Genomic DNA, 18,721 nt, shown 5'->3' with positions numbered 1-18,721 from the left:
TTCAGCGCCTGCGCGCCGCCGCGACCACCTTGGTCGGCAGCGCCGGCAGTTCCTCCATGACCCGGCTCAGCGGGAAGATGGCGATTGCCTCGGTGCCTTCGCGCAGCTTCGAATGGAGTTCGAATTCCCCGCCATGCATGGCGAGCAGGCCCTGCACGATCGGCAGGCCAAGTCCGGTGCCCTGTTCGGCGCTCTTGATGGCGATCGACCCCTGGCCGAAAGCGGAGAGCACGATCGGAATCTCGTCTTCCGGGATGCCCGGTCCGTTGTCCTTGACGGAGATGTACTGCCCGCCGCCGGCCGTCCAGCCGACGCGAACGCGGATTTCACCGCTTGTCGCGGTGAATTTGATGGCGTTAGACAAAAGGTTGAGTGTGATCTGCCGCACGGCCCGTTCGTCGGCGAACAGGCGCGGCAGGATGCTTTCGAAATCCTGGACGATACGGATGTCCTTGTTGCGCGCCTTCAACTCCATCATGTGGCAGCAATCCTCGACGATGGTGAGCAGCATCACCGGCTCCTCGTTGAGCTGGTAGCGCCCCGCCTCGATGCGCGACAGGTCGAGGATCTCGTTGATCAGGTCGAGCAGATGCTGTCCGGATTCATGAACGTCGTGGGCGTAGTCGCGGTAGGTGGGATTGTTCATCGGCCCCAGCACCTCGTTCGACATCACCTCCGAAAAGCCAAGAATGGCGTTGAGCGGCGTGCGCAGCTCGTGGCTCATCGACGCCAGGAAGCGTGACTTGGCCAGATTGGCGTCTTCCGCCCGACGCCGCGCTTCGTCCGACATTGATTTCGCCGTCTCCAGTTCGGCGATGAGCGCATCCTTCTCGGACCGGAACGATAAGAGCATCAAGGACGACCGGTGAAGCTGGCGCGCCACATAGGCGAAGAAGGGCAGGGACATGACCAGCAGGCCGACCATGATCACCTCGATCGGCATCCATAGGCGCGCGCCCGCATAGGCATACACCGCCACGGGAACGGCAAACGTCGCCAGAAGCGCTCCGCGCAACGACGACGCCATGACCGCGGTTACAGCCATGGCAAGCAGCAGCACAACTACCTTGATCATCTGGAACTGGTCGGTCTGGCAGGTATTGCAACCGAGCCAGGCGAACCAGGCCCAACCCAGGCCGCAGAGAAAATGTCCAATCAGGAAATCCCGACGCACCCGGGACGGATTCAGTTCGGAACCTTCGGTACGTTCGACACGCCGTGCCATGAAAGCGACGATGGCGTAGCAGATGAACGTGAACAGCGCCCAGACGCCGATCTCCCTGTTCATGCCCGCAAGCAGCCCCCCCGCGGCGATGGCCAGGACGATCAGCGGCACGGCTATGGCGCCACTGACCATGGCGCGGGCATGCAACTTCAGCAGTTCGCGGTCGAAGTCGGGATTGCCAGCTTGCTGCGAAAGACGGTCGCGCGTCTTGCGCACCGCGCGCGCCACGTCGCTGTTGCGGTGGCGTTTCCTGCGGTCCACGATAAACTTGTCCGCTGTGTTCGAGCGTTGCAAGGGCATGGAAACTTCAATTTATGCGGGCAGCGGTTTCAAAGTGTTAAGCTACGTTCGAATGATTAACCAACGGTTTGCCATATGAGCCGTTCTTGGTCCGGGAGGTCGCGGCGGCGAACTATTCCGCCAGCTCCGCGAAGCGCGTGGCGCAAGCTGGCCGACTATGGCCTGACCGTCATCCTCCTCGGCCTGCTCATCTTGTTGGCGGCGCGCCTCGACCGAATGGAGGCGCGGAAAACGGAAGGCGTTGCTGTCGTCGCGGACGGCGATTCGATCACACTCGCCGGCGAGCGCATCAGGATGCGCGGCATCGATGCGCCTGAATATTCGCAGACCTGTCGCAAGGACGGCGCCGACTATGCCTGCGGCAAGCTTTCGCGTCAGTCGCTGGTGCGGTTGATCGCCGGCAGGCCCGTTTCCTGTACTGGCTGGCAACGCGACCGATATGGCAGGCTACTGGGCGATTGCGAGGCAGGAGGCGTGGATCTCAACCGTTCGCAGGTGGCGGCGGGCTGGGCGGTCGCCTATGGCGATTTCGAAGCCGAGGCGGCGGCGGCGCGAGCCGGCAAGGCCGGCATCTGGGCCGGCACCTTCGATCAACCACGGACATGGCGCGCAAGCCACAACGGCCAACTGGCCGAGAGAGAGCATGGCAGCCTGGCTTCGATCGGCGATGCCTTGCGAGAATTTTTTCGCTTCTGGTGACCGGCACCGTATAATTCGCCCGGACAACAACAGGGAGGACTTGATGAAGCTCTTCGACGGTGGCCGAGCGCCCAACCCAAGACGGGTTCGCGTCTTCCTGGCCGAAAAGGGCCTTGAGGTTCCCATCGTGCCGGTCGACATGGGTGCGCTGGAGCACAGGCAGCAGGCGGTCAGCTCACGCAATCCGCTCCGTCGGCTGCCGGTGCTCGAGCTCGATGATGGCACCGTTATCACGGAATCGGTGGCCATCTGCCGCTACTTTGAGGAACTGCATCCGGAGCCGGCGCTGTTCGGGCGCGGCGCTGTAGGCAAGGCGCAGGTGGAGATGTGGCAGAGGCGCATGGAGTTCAACCTGCTCTCCTGTATCGCGCAGGCCTTTCGTCACATCCATCCGGCGATGAAGGAATGGGAAATCCCGCAAATTGCCGAATGGGGCGAGGCCAACAAGCCGAAAGCCGTTGAATTCCTGAAGGTCCTCGATAGCGAACTGGCAGGCCGGCAATTCGTGGCCGGCGACACCTATTCGATCGCCGATATCACCGGGCTGATCGCGGTCGATTTCATGAAGCCAGCGCGCATCAAGGTTCCGGAAGATTGCACCAATGTGCTGCGATGGCACCAGGCAGTTTCGAGCCGACCGAGCGCCGCCGCCTGAGCATGGGTACAGAGCTGGAAACCTTCGCGGCGAGAGTTCGCGCCTGCCGCATCTGTGTCGAAAATCCGATCGGCCGGCCGCTTCCGCATGAGCCGCGCCCGGTGCTGAGGCCCTCATCAAACGCTCGCATCCTGATCGCCAGCCAGGCGCCGGGCACAAAAGTCCACATCACGGGCATGCCGTTCACGGATGCCTCCGGTGACCGGCTGCGGAGCTGGTTGGGTGTCAGCAGCGAAGAGTTCTACGACATTGAAAAGTTCGCGATCGTGCCGATGGGCTTCTGTTTTCCCGGCCAGGATGCGAAGGGCGGCGACCTGCCGCCGCGCCGCGAATGCGCGCCGGCATGGCGCGCTCCCTTGATGGCGCTGATGCCGCGAATCGACCTTGTGCTGACGATCGGCATCTATGCGCAATCCTGGCACATGGGCGCCACGCGCCGTCCGTCCCTGACGGAAACGGTGATGGACTGGCGTGCCATCTGGGATGCGCCCAGCAACACAAAAGTGCTGCCATTGCCGCATCCATCCTGGCGCAACAGCGGCTGGTTGAAACAGAATCCATGGTTTGAAATGGATTTGCTGCCATTTCTGAGAACGGAAATCCGCTATCGCCTTGGCTGAGCTTTCAGGAAGAAAACACTCGCTTTTTCCATAATCGGCAGAATTTCTTTCTTGTGAAAGGGCGAAGTAAGGCGGATCATAAGCAATCTATTCCCCAAGCGCGTCGCGGCTGAAGGGAAGCCGTGAAGCACTTTGAATTCTTGTTTCTGCATGTCGTTGACCCAAAACCGCTGCGCACTTTTGGGCGACATGCACCAGGGAGCACCCAATGGACCGCCTTGATAGAAAAATTCTCCGCCTCTTGCAGGAGGACGCGACACTCGCGGTCGCCGATGTCGCCAAGAAGGTCGGGCTGTCGACCACGCCGTGCTGGCGGCGTATCCAGAAGCTCGAGGAAGAGGGCGTCATCAAGCGGCGCGTCGCCATCCTCGATCACGAGAAGGTCAATGTGCGCGTCACGGTGTTCGTGTCGATCCGCACCAATTCACACAGCCATGAATGGCTGCGGCGCTTTTCGGAAGTCATCCAGGAATTTCCCGAAGTGGTCGAATTCTACCGCATGAGCGGCGACGTCGATTATCTGCTGCGCGTGGTGGTGCCCGACATTGCCGCCTATGACGCTTTCTACAAGCGGCTGATCGCCAAGATCGAAATCCGTGACGTGTCGTCCTCCTTCGCCATGGAGCAGATCAAGTACACGACCGAGATGCCGCTGGACTACATGCTGCTGGACAAGGAGTCAGGCGCGAACGCCGCCTGATGGAAATAGGGCGCGTGCCGCTCAGTTCTTCTTTTTGTTCAGGAAAGTCCAAGGTGAGTTCACCGGCAGGGTGACGGTGTCCGGCACGTTGTCGACACTCACTACGTTGGCCTTGCGCACCGTATAGCCAGACTGGATGATGCTGACGCCATCGAGGATGAAGAGCTGGCTCTTCTCCATGTCCGGTTTCAGCGCACCGGTGACGGAAACCGGCTGGTAGGCTTCCGACATCCTGTAGGGTTGGGCCGGCGTGACGAGCACGATCTGGTTGGGGGGCGGTGTTGGCATATGGCTGCAGGCACCTGTCCACGGCACCAGCAGGAACTGATAGACAAGGTCGCCGTCACGGTCGACCGGCAGCGCATAGCCGGCCAGTTGAACGGTCTTGTCCTGCAGATTGACGGACAAGGTTTCGCCATGGTCGGGCATTTTGGCCGCGATCATCGGTAGTCCGGCACTTTCCGCGGGGGCTTGCGCCGCCGGTCGCAGATCCTTCCAGAATATGTGGGTGGTCTCGGCTGCGGCATTGGCTGGGACAACGGCCATGAGCAACGCTGCTGCCAGGTTCGCCATCGATTTGAGACGGATGCTCATCGAGCGTATCCCTTTGTCACGGCGAGGTAAAACCAACCGTCCGTCTGCGTCAACCGTCGAGCCGCATCACATTTCGCCGAGAACCGGCCGTGCCGGTCGCGCGAAATCCGCGCGCGGCGAACATCGGTTTGAAGCCCATGAAACGAAAGCTTGGCGATTCCGGATCGACGGGATAGGCCTCGATAGCGGACGCGCCGCTCTTGAAGGCGTGATTTATAGCCGCGTCGAGCAATGCCGCGCCGATACCGCCATTGCGGCGAGCACGGACAACGAAGAAGCAGACGATCGACCAGATGCCCTTCTCTTCATCGTTCTGATCGGGCGATAGTTTCCGAAATGTCACGCGCGGCGCGACCGAGCACCAGCCGATGACCTCGGAGCCCGAACGGGCAATGATGCCCACCGGCGTGCCGGCCGCGACGATCGCGGCCATCGCCTTCTTCTTATCGGCGCTGTCGGCCGACTGGCGGTCGGGGAGGTCTCGCCAGCTCGTGCACCAGCAGAATTTCGGGCTCCCCGGCTGCTCGAACAGGGTTTCGAAATCCGGCCAAGTCTTCCCGGTGACGGGAACGAAATCCAGTTCGGTCATATCCTGGACTTTGTCTTTGCCGCCAGCCGCTCGAGTGTTTTTGCGGCGGTCAATTCCTTCACGGCGTCCTTGCCGATCCAACGCTCGGTCTTGTCGTTCGAAGCAGCCAGTTTGCGCGAGGCCAAGGGCAGGGGCATGCAATTCCATCGATCGCTTGCCGATCTGCCTGAGCGCCCAGTTGACCGCCTTCTTGACGAAGTTGCGCTCGTCGACGGCATGCAACTCGACAAGGGGCAGATAGGACGTGAATGTCGCGTCCGGCTCATTTTTCAGATGCACTGCTGCGTATGCCAGCATGGAAAAGGCGGTGCGTCGCACGAATTCGCGCTGGTCTTCAGCGAATTCCTCGACACGTTCGCGCCAGAATGGCGTCATGGCGAACAGGTAGGAGACAGTGTCGACGACTTCCCACGAATCCATATCGCTGGCCCAGAGCCGGCATTGTTCGACAGTGACCTTTGGCGGCTCGTCGGTGAAGACAGCCAGCAGTCGCGCCTCGCGAATGCCGCTCTGCCACAGCTTCAGCGAGCGCTCATGGTTCCGCTTAACGCGTCGGGCAAGAGGGTCCAGGACTGCATTGCTAATGCCGAGTGCCGTTGCGGTGTTGATGCCGAACCGCACCATGCCGGCACGGTTTTCCTCCGAGCCTATCGAGCGAAGGTGAGCGACAATCTCCTCCGCGCTGGATCGGGGTGAGAGCTCGGCCACGGCAATGCCTATTTTTCCAGGCGCGCCAGCAGCGAGGACGTGTCCCAGCGCTTGCCGCCCATTGTCTGCACATCCTTGTAGAACTGGTCGACAAGCGCCGTCACCGGCAGTTTGGCGCCGTTACGGTCAGCCTCCGACAGACAGATGCCAAGATCCTTGCGCATCCAGTCGACGGCGAAGCCGAAATCGTATTTTCCGGCATTCATCGTCTTGTGCCGGTTTTCCATCTGCCAGGAGCCCGCCGCGCCTTTGGAGATCACCTCGATGACCTTTTCGATGTCGAGCCCGGCCTTTTTGCCGAAATGGATGCCTTCCGACAGGCCCTGCACCAGCCCGGCAATGCAGATCTGGTTGATCATCTTGGTGAGCTGGCCGGCGCCTGCCGTGCCCATCAGCCCGACCATTCGCGCAAAGGCATCGATGATCGGCCTGGCCTTGTCGAAAGCGTCCTGCTCGCCACCGACCATGACCGTCAGCACGCCGTTCTCGGCGCCGGCCTGGCCCCCGGAGACAGGCGCGTCGAGAAACGAAAACCCGCCCTCTTGCGCGGCCTGCGCCAGTTCGCGTGCAACCTCCGCCGAGGCCGTGGTGTTGTCGATGAAAACCGAACCCTTCTTCATCGCCTGGAAGGCGCCGTCCGGGCCGATCGTCACCGAGCGGAGATCATCGTCATTGCCGACGCAGGAAAAGACAAAGTCCTTGTCCTTGGCCGCCTCAGCCGGTGTCGCGGCAAGGTTGCCGCCGTGCTGGCCAACCCATTGCTCGGCTTTGGCCTTGGTGCGGTTGTAAACGGTGACATCGTGGCCGCCCTTGTTTTTCAGGTGTCCGGCCATCGGATAGCCCATGACGCCAAGACCGAGAAATGCCACAGATGCCATGAGCTTGCCCTTCAGAATGAAAACAGAATTTTGCTGCAAAAGCTCTAGGCTCTGCGTTCAATTCGTCAAGACGCGCGTAAGCTGATCGACTGGCACAGCTGAATTGAAAATGATCAGCGCTTCAGGTGGATGGTGATGCGACGTTCAATCCACTCGACGCCGTGGCGCAGTATCTCGACGATCACCAGATAGACGATGGCTACCCAGATATAGGCCTGGATGTCGAAGGAGTTGGCATAGGCCAGCTTTGCCATGCCCATCAGGTCATACACGGTGATGATGGCGACGATCGCGGAGGCCTTGATCATCAGGATCAGCTCGTTGCCGTAAGGTCGCAAGGCTACAATCAGCGCTTGCGGAAGGATGATCTTGCGCAGCGTCTGTAGCCTGTGCAGGCCAAGTGACGCGGCACCTTCCCACTGGCCCCTGGGCACGCTCTCGATGGCGCCGCGCAAGATTTCGGCCTGGTATGCGGCGGTGTTGAGAGCAAAAGCGAAGACGCCGCAATTGAAGGCATTCTTGAAGAAATCCCACAGGCCGACCATTTCGAGCTCTGACCTGAACGAGCCCAATCCGTAATAAACCAGATAGGTCTGCACGAGTAGCGGTGTGCCGCGGAAGAAGTAGACGTAGCAATAAGCAAGCCCGGAAAGGACCTGGTTCTTCGACATGCGACCATAGGCTACCGGCAGCGACAGGATCGCGCCAAGCACCATGGAGATGGCGACCAGCGATAAGGTTACTCCCAATCCCTGGAGATAGGCAGGCGCATATTTGGCGAAGAAAGCCGGATTCCACGCGGACACCAGATAGGCAATGATGCCCAGGCCGAAAGCGATCCAGAAGCCAACAAGAGCGTAGCCGATGATGCGGCTGCGTGGCCAACCCCGCATCTGGGGTGGGGGGCGTTCGACCATGGTCGCTGCCGCGCTCATCGTTGCGCCTCCCGCTTGCCGAGCGAGCGCAGGATAGCGCCGGTGGCGAAGGACGAGACAATGGCAAGGGCAAGAAAGACCAGGGCGGCTACGCTATAGAACAGGAATGCATGCTTCGTGACCCGGGCGGCCACACTGGCATTGCGCAGCGTTTCAGCCAGATTCACCACAGAAACCAGTGACGTGTCCTTGAGCAGGCTGAGCCAGCAGTTTTCGAGGCCAGGAAATGCGATACGCAACAGTTGCGGCAAGATCACCTTGAGCATGGTTTGCCAGTTCGACAACCCGATGGAGTATCCGCCCTCATACTGGCCCTTCGGTATGGCCCTGAAGGCAGACAGGAACACCTCGCTGGCATAGGACGAGAAGATCAGCGCAAGCACGATCATGCCAGCGACGAAACTGTTGACGTCGATGGTCGCGTCAGGCCGGAAATATCTGACGAGGTGCTGCAGCAGGATCGGCATGCCGAAGAAAAACAGGAAAAGCGTCACCAGTTCCGGCAGGCCACGGAAGACAGTGGTGTAGATGTTGGCAGCGAGACGCAGCGATGGTTCGCTGGACTGTTTGGCCAACGCTATGAAAAAACCGATCGTCAAGCCGATGGGGAGTGTTGCGAGCGCCAGTGCAATGGTGACCATCGCACCATAGGCGATATCGTCCGACCAGCCATCAGGTCCCCAGCTGAGAAGCGTCCATATGGTCGGGCCTTGCATTGGCTAGACTTATCTCCCCGATGTTCCCGAAACGAATGCAAAGGCGGCAGGGAATGGCCCTGCCGCCTTGACCTGGTGCCTATTAGGAAGCACTACCGAAGACGTCGAACGTGAAGTACTTGTCGTTGATTTCCTTGTATTTTCCATTGGCGCGAATGGCGTCGATGGCTGCGTTGAGCTTGTTGACGAGATCCGTCTCACCCTTGCGCACGGCGATGCCCGCGCCAGGTCCGAAGATTTCAACCGGCTGCGGAGACGGCGTGCCGAGGATCTTGCAGCAGGCGCCGTCCGGCGTGGCCAGCCACTGGCTCAACACGACGATATCATCTTCAATGGCGTCAAGGCGGCCATTGGCGAGATCGGCCTGTTCTTCGGGGCTGCTTGGATAGCCTTTGACGGTGCTGTCGGTAAAGGTCTTCGAGGCATAGTTGAAATGCGTCGTCGTCGTGGCAACGCCTACGGTCTTGCCCGCCAGGTCCGCCTTTGTCACGCCCTTCAGCGTCGAGTCCTTCGGCACGGCGATCGCCGACGGCGTGTTGTAGTATTTGTTCGAGAAGTCGACCTTCTCCTTGCGCTCGGGCGTGATCGACATCGAGGCGACGATGGCGTCGAACTTGCCGGCCTGAAGCGCGGGAATGATGCCATCCCAATCCTGTGCGACAAAGGTGCACTTCACCTTCATTTCATCGCAGAGCGCCTTGGCGATGTCGATGTCGAAGCCCACGAGCTGGCCGTCCGCCGTGAGGTTGTTGAACGGGGGGTAAGCGCCCTCGGTGCCGATTCTCAGGGTTTTTTCCTGGGCCTGGGCTACGCCAAGCGTCAGCAGCGCGGCCGATGCGGCGAGCGCGATACGCAGTGCAATACGCATAATTGTCCTCTCTTTAGGTCCCGGCCGTCGTTCCTAACGGCTCTGTGGGGCGGTGCTTTTGACCGCCCGCTGATTGGATACTCCCACTCTTTCCAAGAAAAAAGCAACTGCAAAACCGTCAAAATCCGCAAGGCTATTCTGCCGTTACGTCATCGCTCAAGCAACGAGACCGGTCGTTCGCTCGACAAAGTCGGCTATCGATTTCGTATCGTCGAGATCGAACACCGGCAGGTCGTTGTCCTCGACAGCGAAATCGGAAGCGATGGCGACTATGTTTGGATCGCTTGCGGAAAGTGGCGTCCGGTCCTTCGCATCCATTCGCCGCGTTTCGATTTTCCGGTGCGCTTCGCGCTTGTAGCCCTCGACAACCACGATATCCGACGGGGCAAGCCGAGACAGGATGGTCTCGAGCGTCGGCTCATCCTCGCCGCGCAATTCGTGCATCAGGGCCCAGCGGTTGCCGGATACGATGGCGACTTCGGTGGCGCCCGCCTGACGGTGACGGAAGGAGTCCGCGCCCGGCCTGTCGATGTCGAAGTCATGATGCGCGTGCTTGATCGTCGATACTTTCCAACCACGCCGGACAAGCTCGGTGACCAGCTTTTCGGTCAGTGTGGTCTTGCCGGAATTCTTCCATCCAGTGATGCCGAAGACGCGTCTGTTCATGATTTCATGCTCTGCAGCAGACGCTCGGCGTGGGCAAGGTCGCCAGGCATGTTGATGTTAAAGAAGGGGTCGATCGGTTGGGGGCCCGATTTCAACAACATCGGAAACTCGACGTCGACGGAACCATGCCGGTCGATGAATGCTGAAACCCGCCGGTTGTCCTCTTCGACCAGAAAATGGCGCAGGGCATCACGACACCCTGTGGGCCAAAGCGCGAATGTTGGGTGCCGTTTGCCGTCGGAGCAGGCGACGGCAATCGAATCAGGGCGCGCTCCAGCCGCGTCCACCAGCCTCTCGACCAGATCCTCCGGCAGGAATGGCGTGTCGCCGGCGGCCGTGACAAGGACCTGGCAATTGGTGTTTCCAAAAACCCATTCGAGGCCGGCCAGGATCCCGGCCAGCGGACCGGCAAACCCTTTCACAGTGTCGGCAAGCACCGGGAGCGATATGTCCGTAAGGCGGGCCGGATCGCCGTTGGCGCTAAGCGCCAGTGGTCCCACCTGTGGAGAGAAGCGCTCGATGACATGGTCCAACAGGCGACCGCTGCCGAGCGCAAGCAGGCTCTTGTCGCCGCCGCCCATCCGTCGCGACTGACCACCGGCCAGAATAATCCCTGCAACCTCTCTGTTCATTACATGGCCTTCAGGCCAATCCTCCAGGTGATCGGTGAGGCCTATATGCCGTCTGGCGCCATGGAGGGTCCAGTGCTTTCAGCGACGATCCTGCGCCGACCGACGACCCGCTCGCGATAGAGCGCGTAGAGGCCAGAACCGATGATGATCGTGGCGCCGGTGATCATCGGAAGGTCGGGCACATCACCGAAGATGATCAAGCCGAGCACGATCGACCACAGCAAGGACGTGTAGCGGAATGGCGCGATGAACGAGATTTCGCCGGCCCGCATCGCCATGATGATGAACTGGTAGCCGATGAGCACGAGCACGGCGGCGAGCGCCAGCAGGGCAGTGGCTCGTCCTGTCAGCGGCGTCCAGCCACCCATCGGCGTCAGCAATATCGCACCGACGATTGTCATGGCGATCGCGGTCGCCGTCGAGACCAGCAATGACGGAATGGCCGCGGGTATCCGCTTGGTGGCGAGGTCGCGCACCGTACAGCAGGCGACGGAAGCCAGCGCCACCAGCGAAAACACGCTGAACCCCTCGAAGCCTGGGCGCACGATAATGAGCACGCCGGTAAATCCAACGGCAATCGCCAGCCAGCGCCGCCAGCCGACGCCCTCGTTGAAGACAAGTGCCGCGCCCATCGTCACCGCCAGTGGCAGCGCCTGCAGCACGGACGAGACGTTGGCAATCGGCAAGTGGGCAAGCGCAATCAGGAAGGTCACCGTTCCGCCGGCTTCGCCGATCACGCGTATCGCCACCAACGGCTGCAGCATGGAGCCCAACTGTGCGAGCGCGCCGCTTCGCCAGGCAAGCAGGCCAACAAAAAACGAGGCGAAGGCGCCCCTGACCAGCATGACTTGCGCCATGTTCATCGATTCGGACGAGTATTTGGTGATGGCGTCGTTGAACGTGAAGCCGGCCATGGCCACCAACATGAACAACGCGCTGCGAATATTGGGGGAGAGGGCCAAGGCGACTACCGTTCTGCTTTGCCCAAAGCCTGTAGCAGCCGGCCACAGGACAGCAATGTCAAAGGGCTGGGCCACGCCGCCTTGCGGCGCGGCCCGAGCGCGATGTGATTTACTGGCAATATGTCGCGACAGTTCAGGAGAACGGCGAAACCTACTTCTTTGGAGTCAGCACCTCGGTGCCGTTGCCTTCCTTGCCGGCGATCGTCCACAGCCCATGCAGCGAACCGTCTTCCGCCACCTTGTAGACGACGAGGCCTATGTCCTTGCCCAGGACGTAGCCAGCGGAAAAGGCGTCGTCGTTGCGCATGCAGATACCATCGGAAGACGTGCCGCCGGTCTCCCAATGTATCGTGCAGGTGGTCTCGCTGGTCAATGTAATGGTGGCTTCGCCATCATATTTCGATCCGTCGAAGTTGGTGCCGGCGACGGAGTAGGTGCCACCGATCGACTGGGCCGCTGCCGGCAAGGCCGAAAGGCCGAGAAGTGCCAGAGAAAGAATGAGTTTGCGCATGTTGTTTGTCCCCCGCCGAGCGAAAACCGCTGTATTGCCAAGCTAGGCTCCGAGGGGACGGCGGTAAATGCGTTCGCGCTTAAGCGAAACAATATTGTCGTGGTGTGGCCGAAATGCTCAACCTGCCTTGAGGCTGGCGGCGATGGAGCCGACAAGCGCGTCATATTTCGCTTTCAGGGCAGGCGGGTATTCGATCCACACGGTGCGGATGACACCGTCCCTGCCGAAGAGCCGGCGCTCATAAAAGATCTTGCCGTCCTTGATGCCCGACAGCACCGCCCAATCCTTGCCGGTCTTGCCGTAGCTGATCTTGTTACCCGGCTCGGCTTTCTCGGCTGCAACAAAACCTTTCGGCGTGTCATTGTCGACATTCAGGATGCCCGAGCAGATCAGGCTGGCGCCGTCCGTGCTCAACCATTCTTGCCCGTCACCATTTTCTGGCTCGGGCTGGCGGTCAGTGAAAACTTCGTCAGGAAACGTGCAGGTCGTGCCGAAGCGCGCGTTAGTGTAAGTGAACGGTGCAGCGAATGTACTGCCCGAGGCGATCGCGGCAGCTACGATCTGGAAGGCCAGGATTGAATAGCGCCGCCGCATGAATGGTCCCCAGCCCGTAGTCGGAAAGCAATCCTAACACGGGATGGTTGGAAAGATCAGCCGCCGGTGACACTCATATGCCGCGATACCGACGGGCGGCTGGTACGGCGATCGATGATGAAATCATGGCCCTTCGGCTTGCGGCCGATGGCCTCGTCGATGGCGTCGGCGACGAGTTCGTTGCCTTCGGATGCGCGCAGCGGCGCGCGCAGATCGGCGGCGTCCTCCTGGCCGAGGCACATATAGAGGGTACCAGTGCAGGTCAGCCTGACGCGGTTGCAGCTTTCGCAGAAATTATGCGTCATCGGCGTGATGAAGCCGAGCCTTCCGCCGGTTTCCGCGACGTGAGCATAGCGAGCCGGACCGCCGGTCTTGTAGGGAATGTCCGAAAGGGTGAATTGGCGCTCGAACGAAGCCCGCAGCAGCGACAGCGGCAGATACTGGTCGGTGCGGTCTGCGTCGACCTCGCCCATCGGCATGGTTTCGATGACAGTCAGGTCCATGCCCCGGCCATGCGCCCAGCGCATCATCTCCGGCAATTCGGCATCGTTGAAATCCCTCAGCGCCACCGCGTTGATCTTGACCTCGAGCCCCGCCGCCTGCGCGGCGTCGATACCAGCCATGACCTTGCCAAGGTGGCCCCAGCGGGTGATGGCGTGGAACTTGTCGGCGTCGAGCGTATCCAGCGAGACGTTGATGCGCTTGACCCCGCAATCGGCGAGTTCGGCGGCAAAGCGCGCAAGCTGCGAGCCGTTGGTGGTCAGCGTCAGTTCTTCAAGCGCCCCGCTGTCGAGATGGCGCGATATCTGGCGCACCAGGTGCATGATGTTCTTGCGCACCAGCGGCTCACCGCCGGTGAGGCGTAGTTTCCGGACACCCTTTTCGATGAAGACGGTGCAGAGCCGGTCGAGTTCTTCCAGCGACAGCAGGTCCTTTTTCGGCAGGAAAGCCATGTCTTCGGCCATGCAATAGGTGCAACGAAAATCGCAGCGGTCGGTGACCGACACGCGCAGATAGTTGATCGTGCGACCGAATGGGTCGATCATGTCCATGCTAAACGCTTCCCGTGGCCGCGAACGGCATCGTTATATACTGCTATGTGATACGATCCGGCCCGCCGTTCAAGATAGCCTGCCTTGATCTTTGGTAACATTCCCTGGCCGACATCGCGAGTCGGCTGATTTCAAATAGCCTTTTCCCTCTTTGCGAAGCAGCGTAGGGAGGAGGCAGACAAAGGGGGATATCTCACCATGACGGCGCCGAAGGAACTCAGGGTCTCGAAGGACCGCAAGCTGCTCTCCGTCACCTTTCCCGGCCATCAGCCGTTCGAACTGCCGGCCGAACTGCTGCGTGTCGCCTCGCCATCGGCGGAAGTGCAGGGGCATTCACCGGAGCAGCGCGTCACCGTTCCGGGCAAGAGCAACGTTGCCATCCTGAAGATCGAGCCGGTCGGCAATTATGCCGTACGCATCACCTTCGACGACTTTCACGACACCGGCATCTTCACGTGGAATTACCTGCACACCCTCGGCCATGAGAAGGAGGCGCGCTGGAACGCCTATCTCGCGGAACTTACGGAAAAAGGCTTGAGCCGGGACCGCTAGTTGTCGGCGCGCCCAGGCGTCGTGAAAGCGTCACACACTTGGAGTAGCGCCGGCAAAGGTCCGGAGACGAAAAGATGTCCCTCATCACCACGATCGAGCAGCTTGAAGCGCTTTATGGCGTTCCGGGCGAGGCCTCATTGGTCAAGGAACTCGACCACGTCATTCCGGAGTATGCGGCTTTTCATTGAAGCCTCGCCATTCGTCGCCCTGGCGACCAGCGGGCCAGAAGGGCTGGATTGCTCACCGCGCGGCGATCTCGGGGGCTTCGTGAGGATCCATGATCCGAACCCTGATGATGCCGGACCGCCGTGGCAACAACCGCGCCGATTCGCTCAGGAACATCATCCGCGATCCACGCGTTGGCCTGTTGTTCCTCGTGCCTGGCTCCGGCACGACGTTGCGCGTCAACGGTCGTGCTCACATCACCACGGACGCGGCGCTGTGCGCATCGTTCACCGTGGACGGCAAGGTGGCCCGCTCGGTGACCGTTGTCGACGTCGATTCGGTCTACTTCCAATGTGCCCGCGCCATCGTGCGCTCCGAGCTTTGGAACCCAGCGAGGCATGTCGATCCGAAATCGCTGCCGACGCCCGGGCAAATCCTGGAAGTGACCAGCCGCAAGAACATCGACGGCGAGGCCTACGACAGGGAGTGGCCGGAGCGGGCGAAAAAGTCGATGTGGTAGCGTAACCCGGCTGAAACAGCAGCTACGCTTCCTTCAGCACGTCATAAATCTTGCGCATCTGTTCGCCGATCATGTCGCATTGTTCGGGCGTCGACTGGCTCATCGCCTTCTCGATCAGCGCCATGTGGACCTTCAGCGCCTGCATCAGCAGGGCTTCACCCGCTTCGGTCAGGGTCAGCCGCAGAATACGCTTGTCCTTTTCATCACCCTCGCGGCGCAGCAATCCACGCGTTTCAAGCTGCGGCAGCAGCATGGTGATGTTGGAGCGACCGACCAGAAGCCGTCGCGCGAGATCATGCTGCGACATGCCCGGATGGCGATAAAGGTTCATCAGCACGTCGAGTTGCGCCGGCTTCAGGTCCAGCGGCGCAAGCTTCACCGCCAAGGCTCTCTCGATCACATGGCAGGCGCGCGCCACCGCGACCCAGTTGCGAAAACGCGGGTTGTCCCAGGGTAGGTCTTGTTTAATGTTCATCTTTGAACTATTATGTTCATGCTTGAACGAATGGATGGATCGCCACTATGGCATCATTTGGTCTGAAGGTCATCCGGGGGGTGTTCGCCGCCGCCGAACATGTTGCGCCACGCCTGACTGGACGCGCGGCGTTCGAATTGTTCTGCCGCACCCCAAACCCCAAGGGTTTGACAGATGGCGAGCGGCGCGCCGTCGACCGTGCCGCAGCGTTCATGACCGAGGCGCGCCACCATCGGTTGAAGACCGCGACAGGCTGCGTGGCGGTGCATGAATTTCGGCCTGAGCCGGGCAGGGAGGTCATTGGCACAGTGCTGGTTATCCATGGTTGGCGTTCACGCACCGAATATATGCGCGCGCTGATCGAAGGCCATCGCGACGCCGGCTACAAGGTTATTTCCCTGGACCTGCCAGGCCATGGCCAGTCGCTTGGCCGCCGGCTAAACATGGTCAGCGCGGTCGATGCGGCACGCGTAGCCGGAGAATGGTTCGGCCCGTTCACGGCCGTCATCGGGCATTCCTTCGGCGGCGCCGTTGCCGCCAATGCCATTGTCGGTTCAGTCAAGAATATCCCCCCGCTTGCCGCGGATCGGCTGGTGCTGATCGCGGCGCCGAGTTCGCTGCCGGCGATCTTCGCCGACTTCAGCCGCATGCTCAATGTCGGCCCGCGCTCGCAGGCTGCGATGGCTGATCGGGTCGAGCATCTCGCTGGACGGCCACTGCATGAATTCGTTGGCGACCGCCAACTTGCCCGCACGTCACTGCCAACGCTGGTGATCCACGCACCCGACGACCGCGAAGTGTCCGCCGATCATGCCAGGCTCTATGCGGGCGCCGGCGATCATGTGCAACTTTACTGGGCTGACGGGCTCGGCCACCGCCGCATTCTGGCTGACAAAAGGGTGGTCGGGCAGGCCGTCAATTTCGTGGCCGGCCGCCCAGAATCGGCACTGTTGCACTGAATGTCGGCCAAGCGGCCTATTTCTTCCTGCTGCCGGGCTCGACCGGCAAGCCGGCTGCCTTCCAGGCTGTGAAGCCGCCAAGAATGTGCTTCACCGGGGAAAGGCCCATATCCTGCGCCGTCTTGGTGGCCAGCGCCGAGCGCCAGCCGCCGGCGCAGAAGAAGACGAAGCTTTTTCCCGAGGCGAAGAATGGCTTGTGATAAGGGCTGTCCGGATCGATCCAGAATTCGAGCATGCCTCGGGTTACATGCTGGGCACCGGGTATCTTGCCATCGCGTTCCAGTTCGCGCGGATCGCGCAGATCGACGAAGATCGTGCCTTCGTCGTCGAGCAGCCCTGCCGCTTCCTCGGGCGACACCACCTCGATCTCGGCATTCGCCTCGTCCAGCAGCTCGCGATATCCCTTCTTCACAGGCTTCTCCTCCCGACCGCGCATTAGGCTGGCTGTTTGAATTTCCAGCACAATGGCAGGCGTTTGTCACGCCGCGTCTGTGCTGGCCATCACCTTCCATGCAGCCATTGCGCCGGCCACGGTCGCCAGCAGGGCGGCGCGCGATGCGCCGTCGCGCGCCTGGATCGACATGCCATGCTGAACCGTGGCGAAGAATGTCGCCGCTGCGCTGCTGTCAAAATCCAGCGGCAATTCGCCCTCGGCAACGCCGCGATCGAGACGCTTGCGCAGGGCCATGTGGTTTTCGGCGCGACGGCGGCGCAGATCGTCGCGGATAGCGCCTTTGCTCGAATCCTGGTGCAACGCGCCGAGTGCGATCAGACAGCCCTGGGGGCGATCGGTCTGTGAATAGGCTTCCGCCGTCCGGCAAAGGAAGTGTTCGATCGCAAGCGAAGCGGTCGGCGATTCTTCCAGCGCCGACCAGATGTCCGCACCTTCGACACGTGTGTAGAGGTCGGTTGCTTCGAGGAAGAGGGCCTCCTTGCTGCCGAAGGCGGCATAGAGGCTGGGCGAATTGATGCCCATCGCCGCGGTCAGGTCGCTCATCGAGGCGCCCTCATAGCCCCGGGCCCAAAACACATCCATCGCACGCCGCAAAGCGGTGGTTTCTATCGAAGGTTCGGGGGCGGCCTCGTTCGGACATGGTTCTCTTTTCTGTGCTGATCGATACATAAATCAGTTGACGCGACTCGGCAAGACTGACAGTTATTTATGTATCGGTCGATACATAAAGGAGAAATCGATGTCATCCAAGCAATTGAACGGTAAGGTCGCTCTCGTCACCGGCGGCAGTCGCGGCATAGGTGCCGCGATCGCGCGAAGGCTAGCGGCCGATGGTGCCAATGTGGCGCTGACCTACGTGAATGGCGAAGAGCAAGCCCGCACAATCGTCGAAGAGATCAAAGTGGCTGGCGGACAAGCTGTGGCGATCAAAGCCGACAATCGAGACGCTGCAGCCATGGAACAGGCGGTCAACGATACCGTTGGCCCGTTCGGCCGGCTCGACATTCTCGTCAACAGCGCCGGCATCTGGCGCGCCGCGCCGATCGATGTGCTTTCGCTTGCCGACTTCGATGAAACCATGGACGTCAACCTGAGAGCGCCGTTCGTCGCCTCCAAGGCCGCGGCCGCGCATATGGGCGAGGGCGGCAGGATCATCTCCATCGGCAGCAATCTGGCCGGGCGGGTCACCGATACCGGCCTTAGCGCTTATTCGACCAGCAAGGCCGCACTGGCCGGATTGACCAAGGCGCTCGCTCGTGACCTCGGTCCACGCGGCATCACCGCCAACGTCGTTCATCCCGGTTCGACCGACACCGACATGAGGGACCGCATGCCGGGCATCAACGACAAAAGATGGCAACGCCGCGCTTTGGCAAGGCTGATGAGATTGCCGGGATGGTTGCCTGGCTGGCCGGACCCGAGGGGCGGTTCGTCACCGGCGCCGCGCTGACCATCGATGGCGGCGCGAACGCCTGAGACTGCCGTTGCGCTCCAGATTGCCGGACCGGAGGGGGGAGAAAAGCCGCTCTGGTCCGTCACGATGTTGTGAAACCGTTCTGCAACAGGGCTTCCAAAATTTATGAAAGCTTAACGAAATCGGTATGAATCGGTATAGTCGCGCCTTACATCCGCCATGCGGTGGGCGGGACCTTCTAACGGTGCAGAACGGGAACCGGTGCTACCGGAGCGGGT

Annotated in this window: 21 protein-coding genes and 4 pseudogenes; 8 read left to right on the top strand and 17 right to left on the bottom strand. The window is 60.9% G+C overall.

The annotated features are described in order from the left end of the window. Position 1 precedes the first annotated feature (1 nt). A complete protein-coding gene (locus LGH82_RS04510; protein ID WP_227347467.1) occupies positions 2 to 1,525 on the bottom strand; it encodes a sensor histidine kinase in 1,524 nt (507 codons plus the stop codon). A gap of 75 nt (positions 1,526 to 1,600) precedes the next feature. Here LGH82_RS04510 and LGH82_RS04505 point away from each other — a divergent pair, with 75 nt between their 5' ends. The 4 genes from LGH82_RS04505 to LGH82_RS04490 all read left to right on the top strand — a co-directional run bounded on the left by LGH82_RS04505 (position 1,601) and on the right by LGH82_RS04490 (position 4,199). Beyond that, positions 1,601 to 2,224: a thermonuclease family protein gene (locus tag LGH82_RS04505; protein WP_227347466.1), complete on the top strand. Its 624-nt coding sequence runs from the start codon at positions 1,601 to 1,603 to the stop codon at positions 2,222 to 2,224. A gap of 43 nt (positions 2,225 to 2,267) precedes the next feature. Further along, complete coding sequence (locus LGH82_RS04500) at positions 2,268 to 2,879, top strand: glutathione S-transferase (protein WP_227347465.1); 612 nt, start codon at positions 2,268 to 2,270, stop codon at positions 2,877 to 2,879. Further along, positions 2,837 to 3,499: a uracil-DNA glycosylase family protein gene (locus LGH82_RS04495; RefSeq protein WP_227347464.1), complete on the top strand. Its 663-nt coding sequence runs from the start codon at positions 2,837 to 2,839 to the stop codon at positions 3,497 to 3,499. The genes LGH82_RS04500 and LGH82_RS04495 overlap by 43 nt, the downstream gene beginning before the upstream one ends. A 208-nt stretch (positions 3,500 to 3,707) precedes the next feature. After that, positions 3,708 to 4,199 (top strand): Lrp/AsnC family transcriptional regulator, encoded by a 492-nt coding sequence (locus tag LGH82_RS04490; protein WP_023669013.1) that lies wholly within the window; start codon positions 3,708 to 3,710, stop codon positions 4,197 to 4,199. A 21-nt stretch (positions 4,200 to 4,220) separates the two neighbouring features. Here the strand turns inward: LGH82_RS04490 and LGH82_RS04485 are convergent, their stop codons facing one another. The 13 genes and pseudogenes from LGH82_RS04485 to moaA all read right to left on the bottom strand — a co-directional run bounded on the left by LGH82_RS04485 (position 4,221) and on the right by moaA (position 13,904). Beyond that, positions 4,221 to 4,793, bottom strand: a complete 573-nt coding sequence (locus tag LGH82_RS04485; protein ID WP_227347463.1) for a DUF3299 domain-containing protein — start codon at positions 4,791 to 4,793, stop codon at positions 4,221 to 4,223. 49 nt (positions 4,794 to 4,842) lie between these two features. Next, positions 4,843 to 5,226, bottom strand: a complete 384-nt coding sequence (locus LGH82_RS04480) for a GNAT family N-acetyltransferase (RefSeq protein ID WP_227349476.1) — start codon at positions 5,224 to 5,226, stop codon at positions 4,843 to 4,845. A gap of 152 nt (positions 5,227 to 5,378) precedes the next feature. Next, positions 5,379 to 6,090 (bottom strand): annotated as a pseudogene (locus LGH82_RS04475) (DNA alkylation repair protein). A gap of 8 nt (positions 6,091 to 6,098) precedes the next feature. Next, positions 6,099 to 6,968, bottom strand: coding sequence for an NAD(P)-dependent oxidoreductase (locus tag LGH82_RS04470; protein ID WP_227347462.1), 870 nt, complete (start codon positions 6,966 to 6,968; stop codon positions 6,099 to 6,101). A 113-nt stretch (positions 6,969 to 7,081) separates the two neighbouring features. Continuing rightward, the gene (locus LGH82_RS04465; RefSeq protein ID WP_227347461.1) at positions 7,082 to 7,903 is read right to left on the bottom strand and encodes an ABC transporter permease; all 822 of its coding nucleotides are present in this window, start codon (positions 7,901 to 7,903) and stop codon (positions 7,082 to 7,084) included. Next, complete coding sequence (locus LGH82_RS04460) at positions 7,900 to 8,619, bottom strand: ABC transporter permease (protein WP_227347460.1); 720 nt, start codon at positions 8,617 to 8,619, stop codon at positions 7,900 to 7,902. The genes LGH82_RS04465 and LGH82_RS04460 overlap by 4 nt, the downstream gene beginning before the upstream one ends. A gap of 82 nt (positions 8,620 to 8,701) precedes the next feature. Beyond that, a complete protein-coding gene (locus tag LGH82_RS04455) occupies positions 8,702 to 9,487 on the bottom strand; it encodes an ABC transporter substrate-binding protein (protein WP_227347459.1) in 786 nt (261 codons plus the stop codon). Positions 9,488 to 9,643: 156 nt separating this feature from the next. Further along, positions 9,644 to 10,153 (bottom strand): molybdopterin-guanine dinucleotide biosynthesis protein B, encoded by a 510-nt coding sequence (mobB, locus tag LGH82_RS04450; protein ID WP_227347458.1) that lies wholly within the window; start codon positions 10,151 to 10,153, stop codon positions 9,644 to 9,646. Next, entirely contained in the window at positions 10,150 to 10,785 is a 636-nt protein-coding gene (gene mobA / locus LGH82_RS04445) for a molybdenum cofactor guanylyltransferase MobA (protein ID WP_227347457.1), read from the bottom strand. The genes mobB and mobA overlap by 4 nt, the downstream gene beginning before the upstream one ends. A gap of 41 nt (positions 10,786 to 10,826) precedes the next feature. Then, positions 10,827 to 11,747, bottom strand: coding sequence for a DMT family transporter (locus LGH82_RS04440; RefSeq protein WP_227347456.1), 921 nt, complete (start codon positions 11,745 to 11,747; stop codon positions 10,827 to 10,829). 151 nt (positions 11,748 to 11,898) lie between these two features. Continuing rightward, the gene (locus LGH82_RS04435; protein WP_227347455.1) at positions 11,899 to 12,258 is read right to left on the bottom strand and encodes a hypothetical protein; all 360 of its coding nucleotides are present in this window, start codon (positions 12,256 to 12,258) and stop codon (positions 11,899 to 11,901) included. A 117-nt stretch (positions 12,259 to 12,375) separates the two neighbouring features. Then, a complete protein-coding gene (locus tag LGH82_RS04430; RefSeq protein ID WP_227347454.1) occupies positions 12,376 to 12,852 on the bottom strand; it encodes a hypothetical protein in 477 nt (158 codons plus the stop codon). A 56-nt stretch (positions 12,853 to 12,908) separates the two neighbouring features. Next, the gene (moaA, locus tag LGH82_RS04425) at positions 12,909 to 13,904 is read right to left on the bottom strand and encodes a GTP 3',8-cyclase MoaA (protein ID WP_227347453.1); all 996 of its coding nucleotides are present in this window, start codon (positions 13,902 to 13,904) and stop codon (positions 12,909 to 12,911) included. A gap of 198 nt (positions 13,905 to 14,102) precedes the next feature. Here moaA and LGH82_RS04420 point away from each other — a divergent pair, with 198 nt between their 5' ends. Continuing rightward, positions 14,103 to 14,456: a gamma-butyrobetaine hydroxylase-like domain-containing protein gene (locus tag LGH82_RS04420; RefSeq protein WP_227347452.1), complete on the top strand. Its 354-nt coding sequence runs from the start codon at positions 14,103 to 14,105 to the stop codon at positions 14,454 to 14,456. Between the two features lie 74 nt (positions 14,457 to 14,530). Beyond that, a pseudogene (locus tag LGH82_RS04415) lies at positions 14,531 to 15,141 on the top strand (pyridoxamine 5'-phosphate oxidase family protein). Positions 15,142 to 15,163: 22 nt separating this feature from the next. Here LGH82_RS04415 and LGH82_RS04410 read toward each other — a convergent pair. Continuing rightward, the gene (locus LGH82_RS04410) at positions 15,164 to 15,616 is read right to left on the bottom strand and encodes a MarR family winged helix-turn-helix transcriptional regulator (protein WP_227347451.1); all 453 of its coding nucleotides are present in this window, start codon (positions 15,614 to 15,616) and stop codon (positions 15,164 to 15,166) included. 47 nt (positions 15,617 to 15,663) lie between these two features. Here LGH82_RS04410 and LGH82_RS04405 point away from each other — a divergent pair, with 47 nt between their 5' ends. Then, positions 15,664 to 16,575, top strand: a complete 912-nt coding sequence (locus LGH82_RS04405; protein WP_227347450.1) for an alpha/beta hydrolase — start codon at positions 15,664 to 15,666, stop codon at positions 16,573 to 16,575. A 16-nt stretch (positions 16,576 to 16,591) separates the two neighbouring features. Here the strand turns inward: LGH82_RS04405 and LGH82_RS04400 are convergent, their stop codons facing one another. After that, entirely contained in the window at positions 16,592 to 16,987 is a 396-nt protein-coding gene (locus LGH82_RS04400; RefSeq protein ID WP_227347449.1) for a rhodanese-like domain-containing protein, read from the bottom strand. 66 nt (positions 16,988 to 17,053) lie between these two features. Next, positions 17,054 to 17,669, bottom strand: a pseudogene (locus LGH82_RS04395) (TetR/AcrR family transcriptional regulator). A gap of 99 nt (positions 17,670 to 17,768) precedes the next feature. Here LGH82_RS04395 and LGH82_RS04390 point away from each other — a divergent pair. Next, positions 17,769 to 18,439 (top strand): annotated as a pseudogene (locus tag LGH82_RS04390) (SDR family NAD(P)-dependent oxidoreductase); the annotation flags it as partial. Positions 18,440 to 18,721 lie beyond the last annotated feature (282 nt).

Origin of the sequence: Mesorhizobium sp. PAMC28654 (genome assembly GCF_020616515.1) — a bacterium.
Taxonomy (GTDB): domain Bacteria; phylum Pseudomonadota; class Alphaproteobacteria; order Rhizobiales; family Rhizobiaceae; genus Mesorhizobium.
This window is presented reverse-complemented; position numbering and strand designations above follow the sequence as displayed.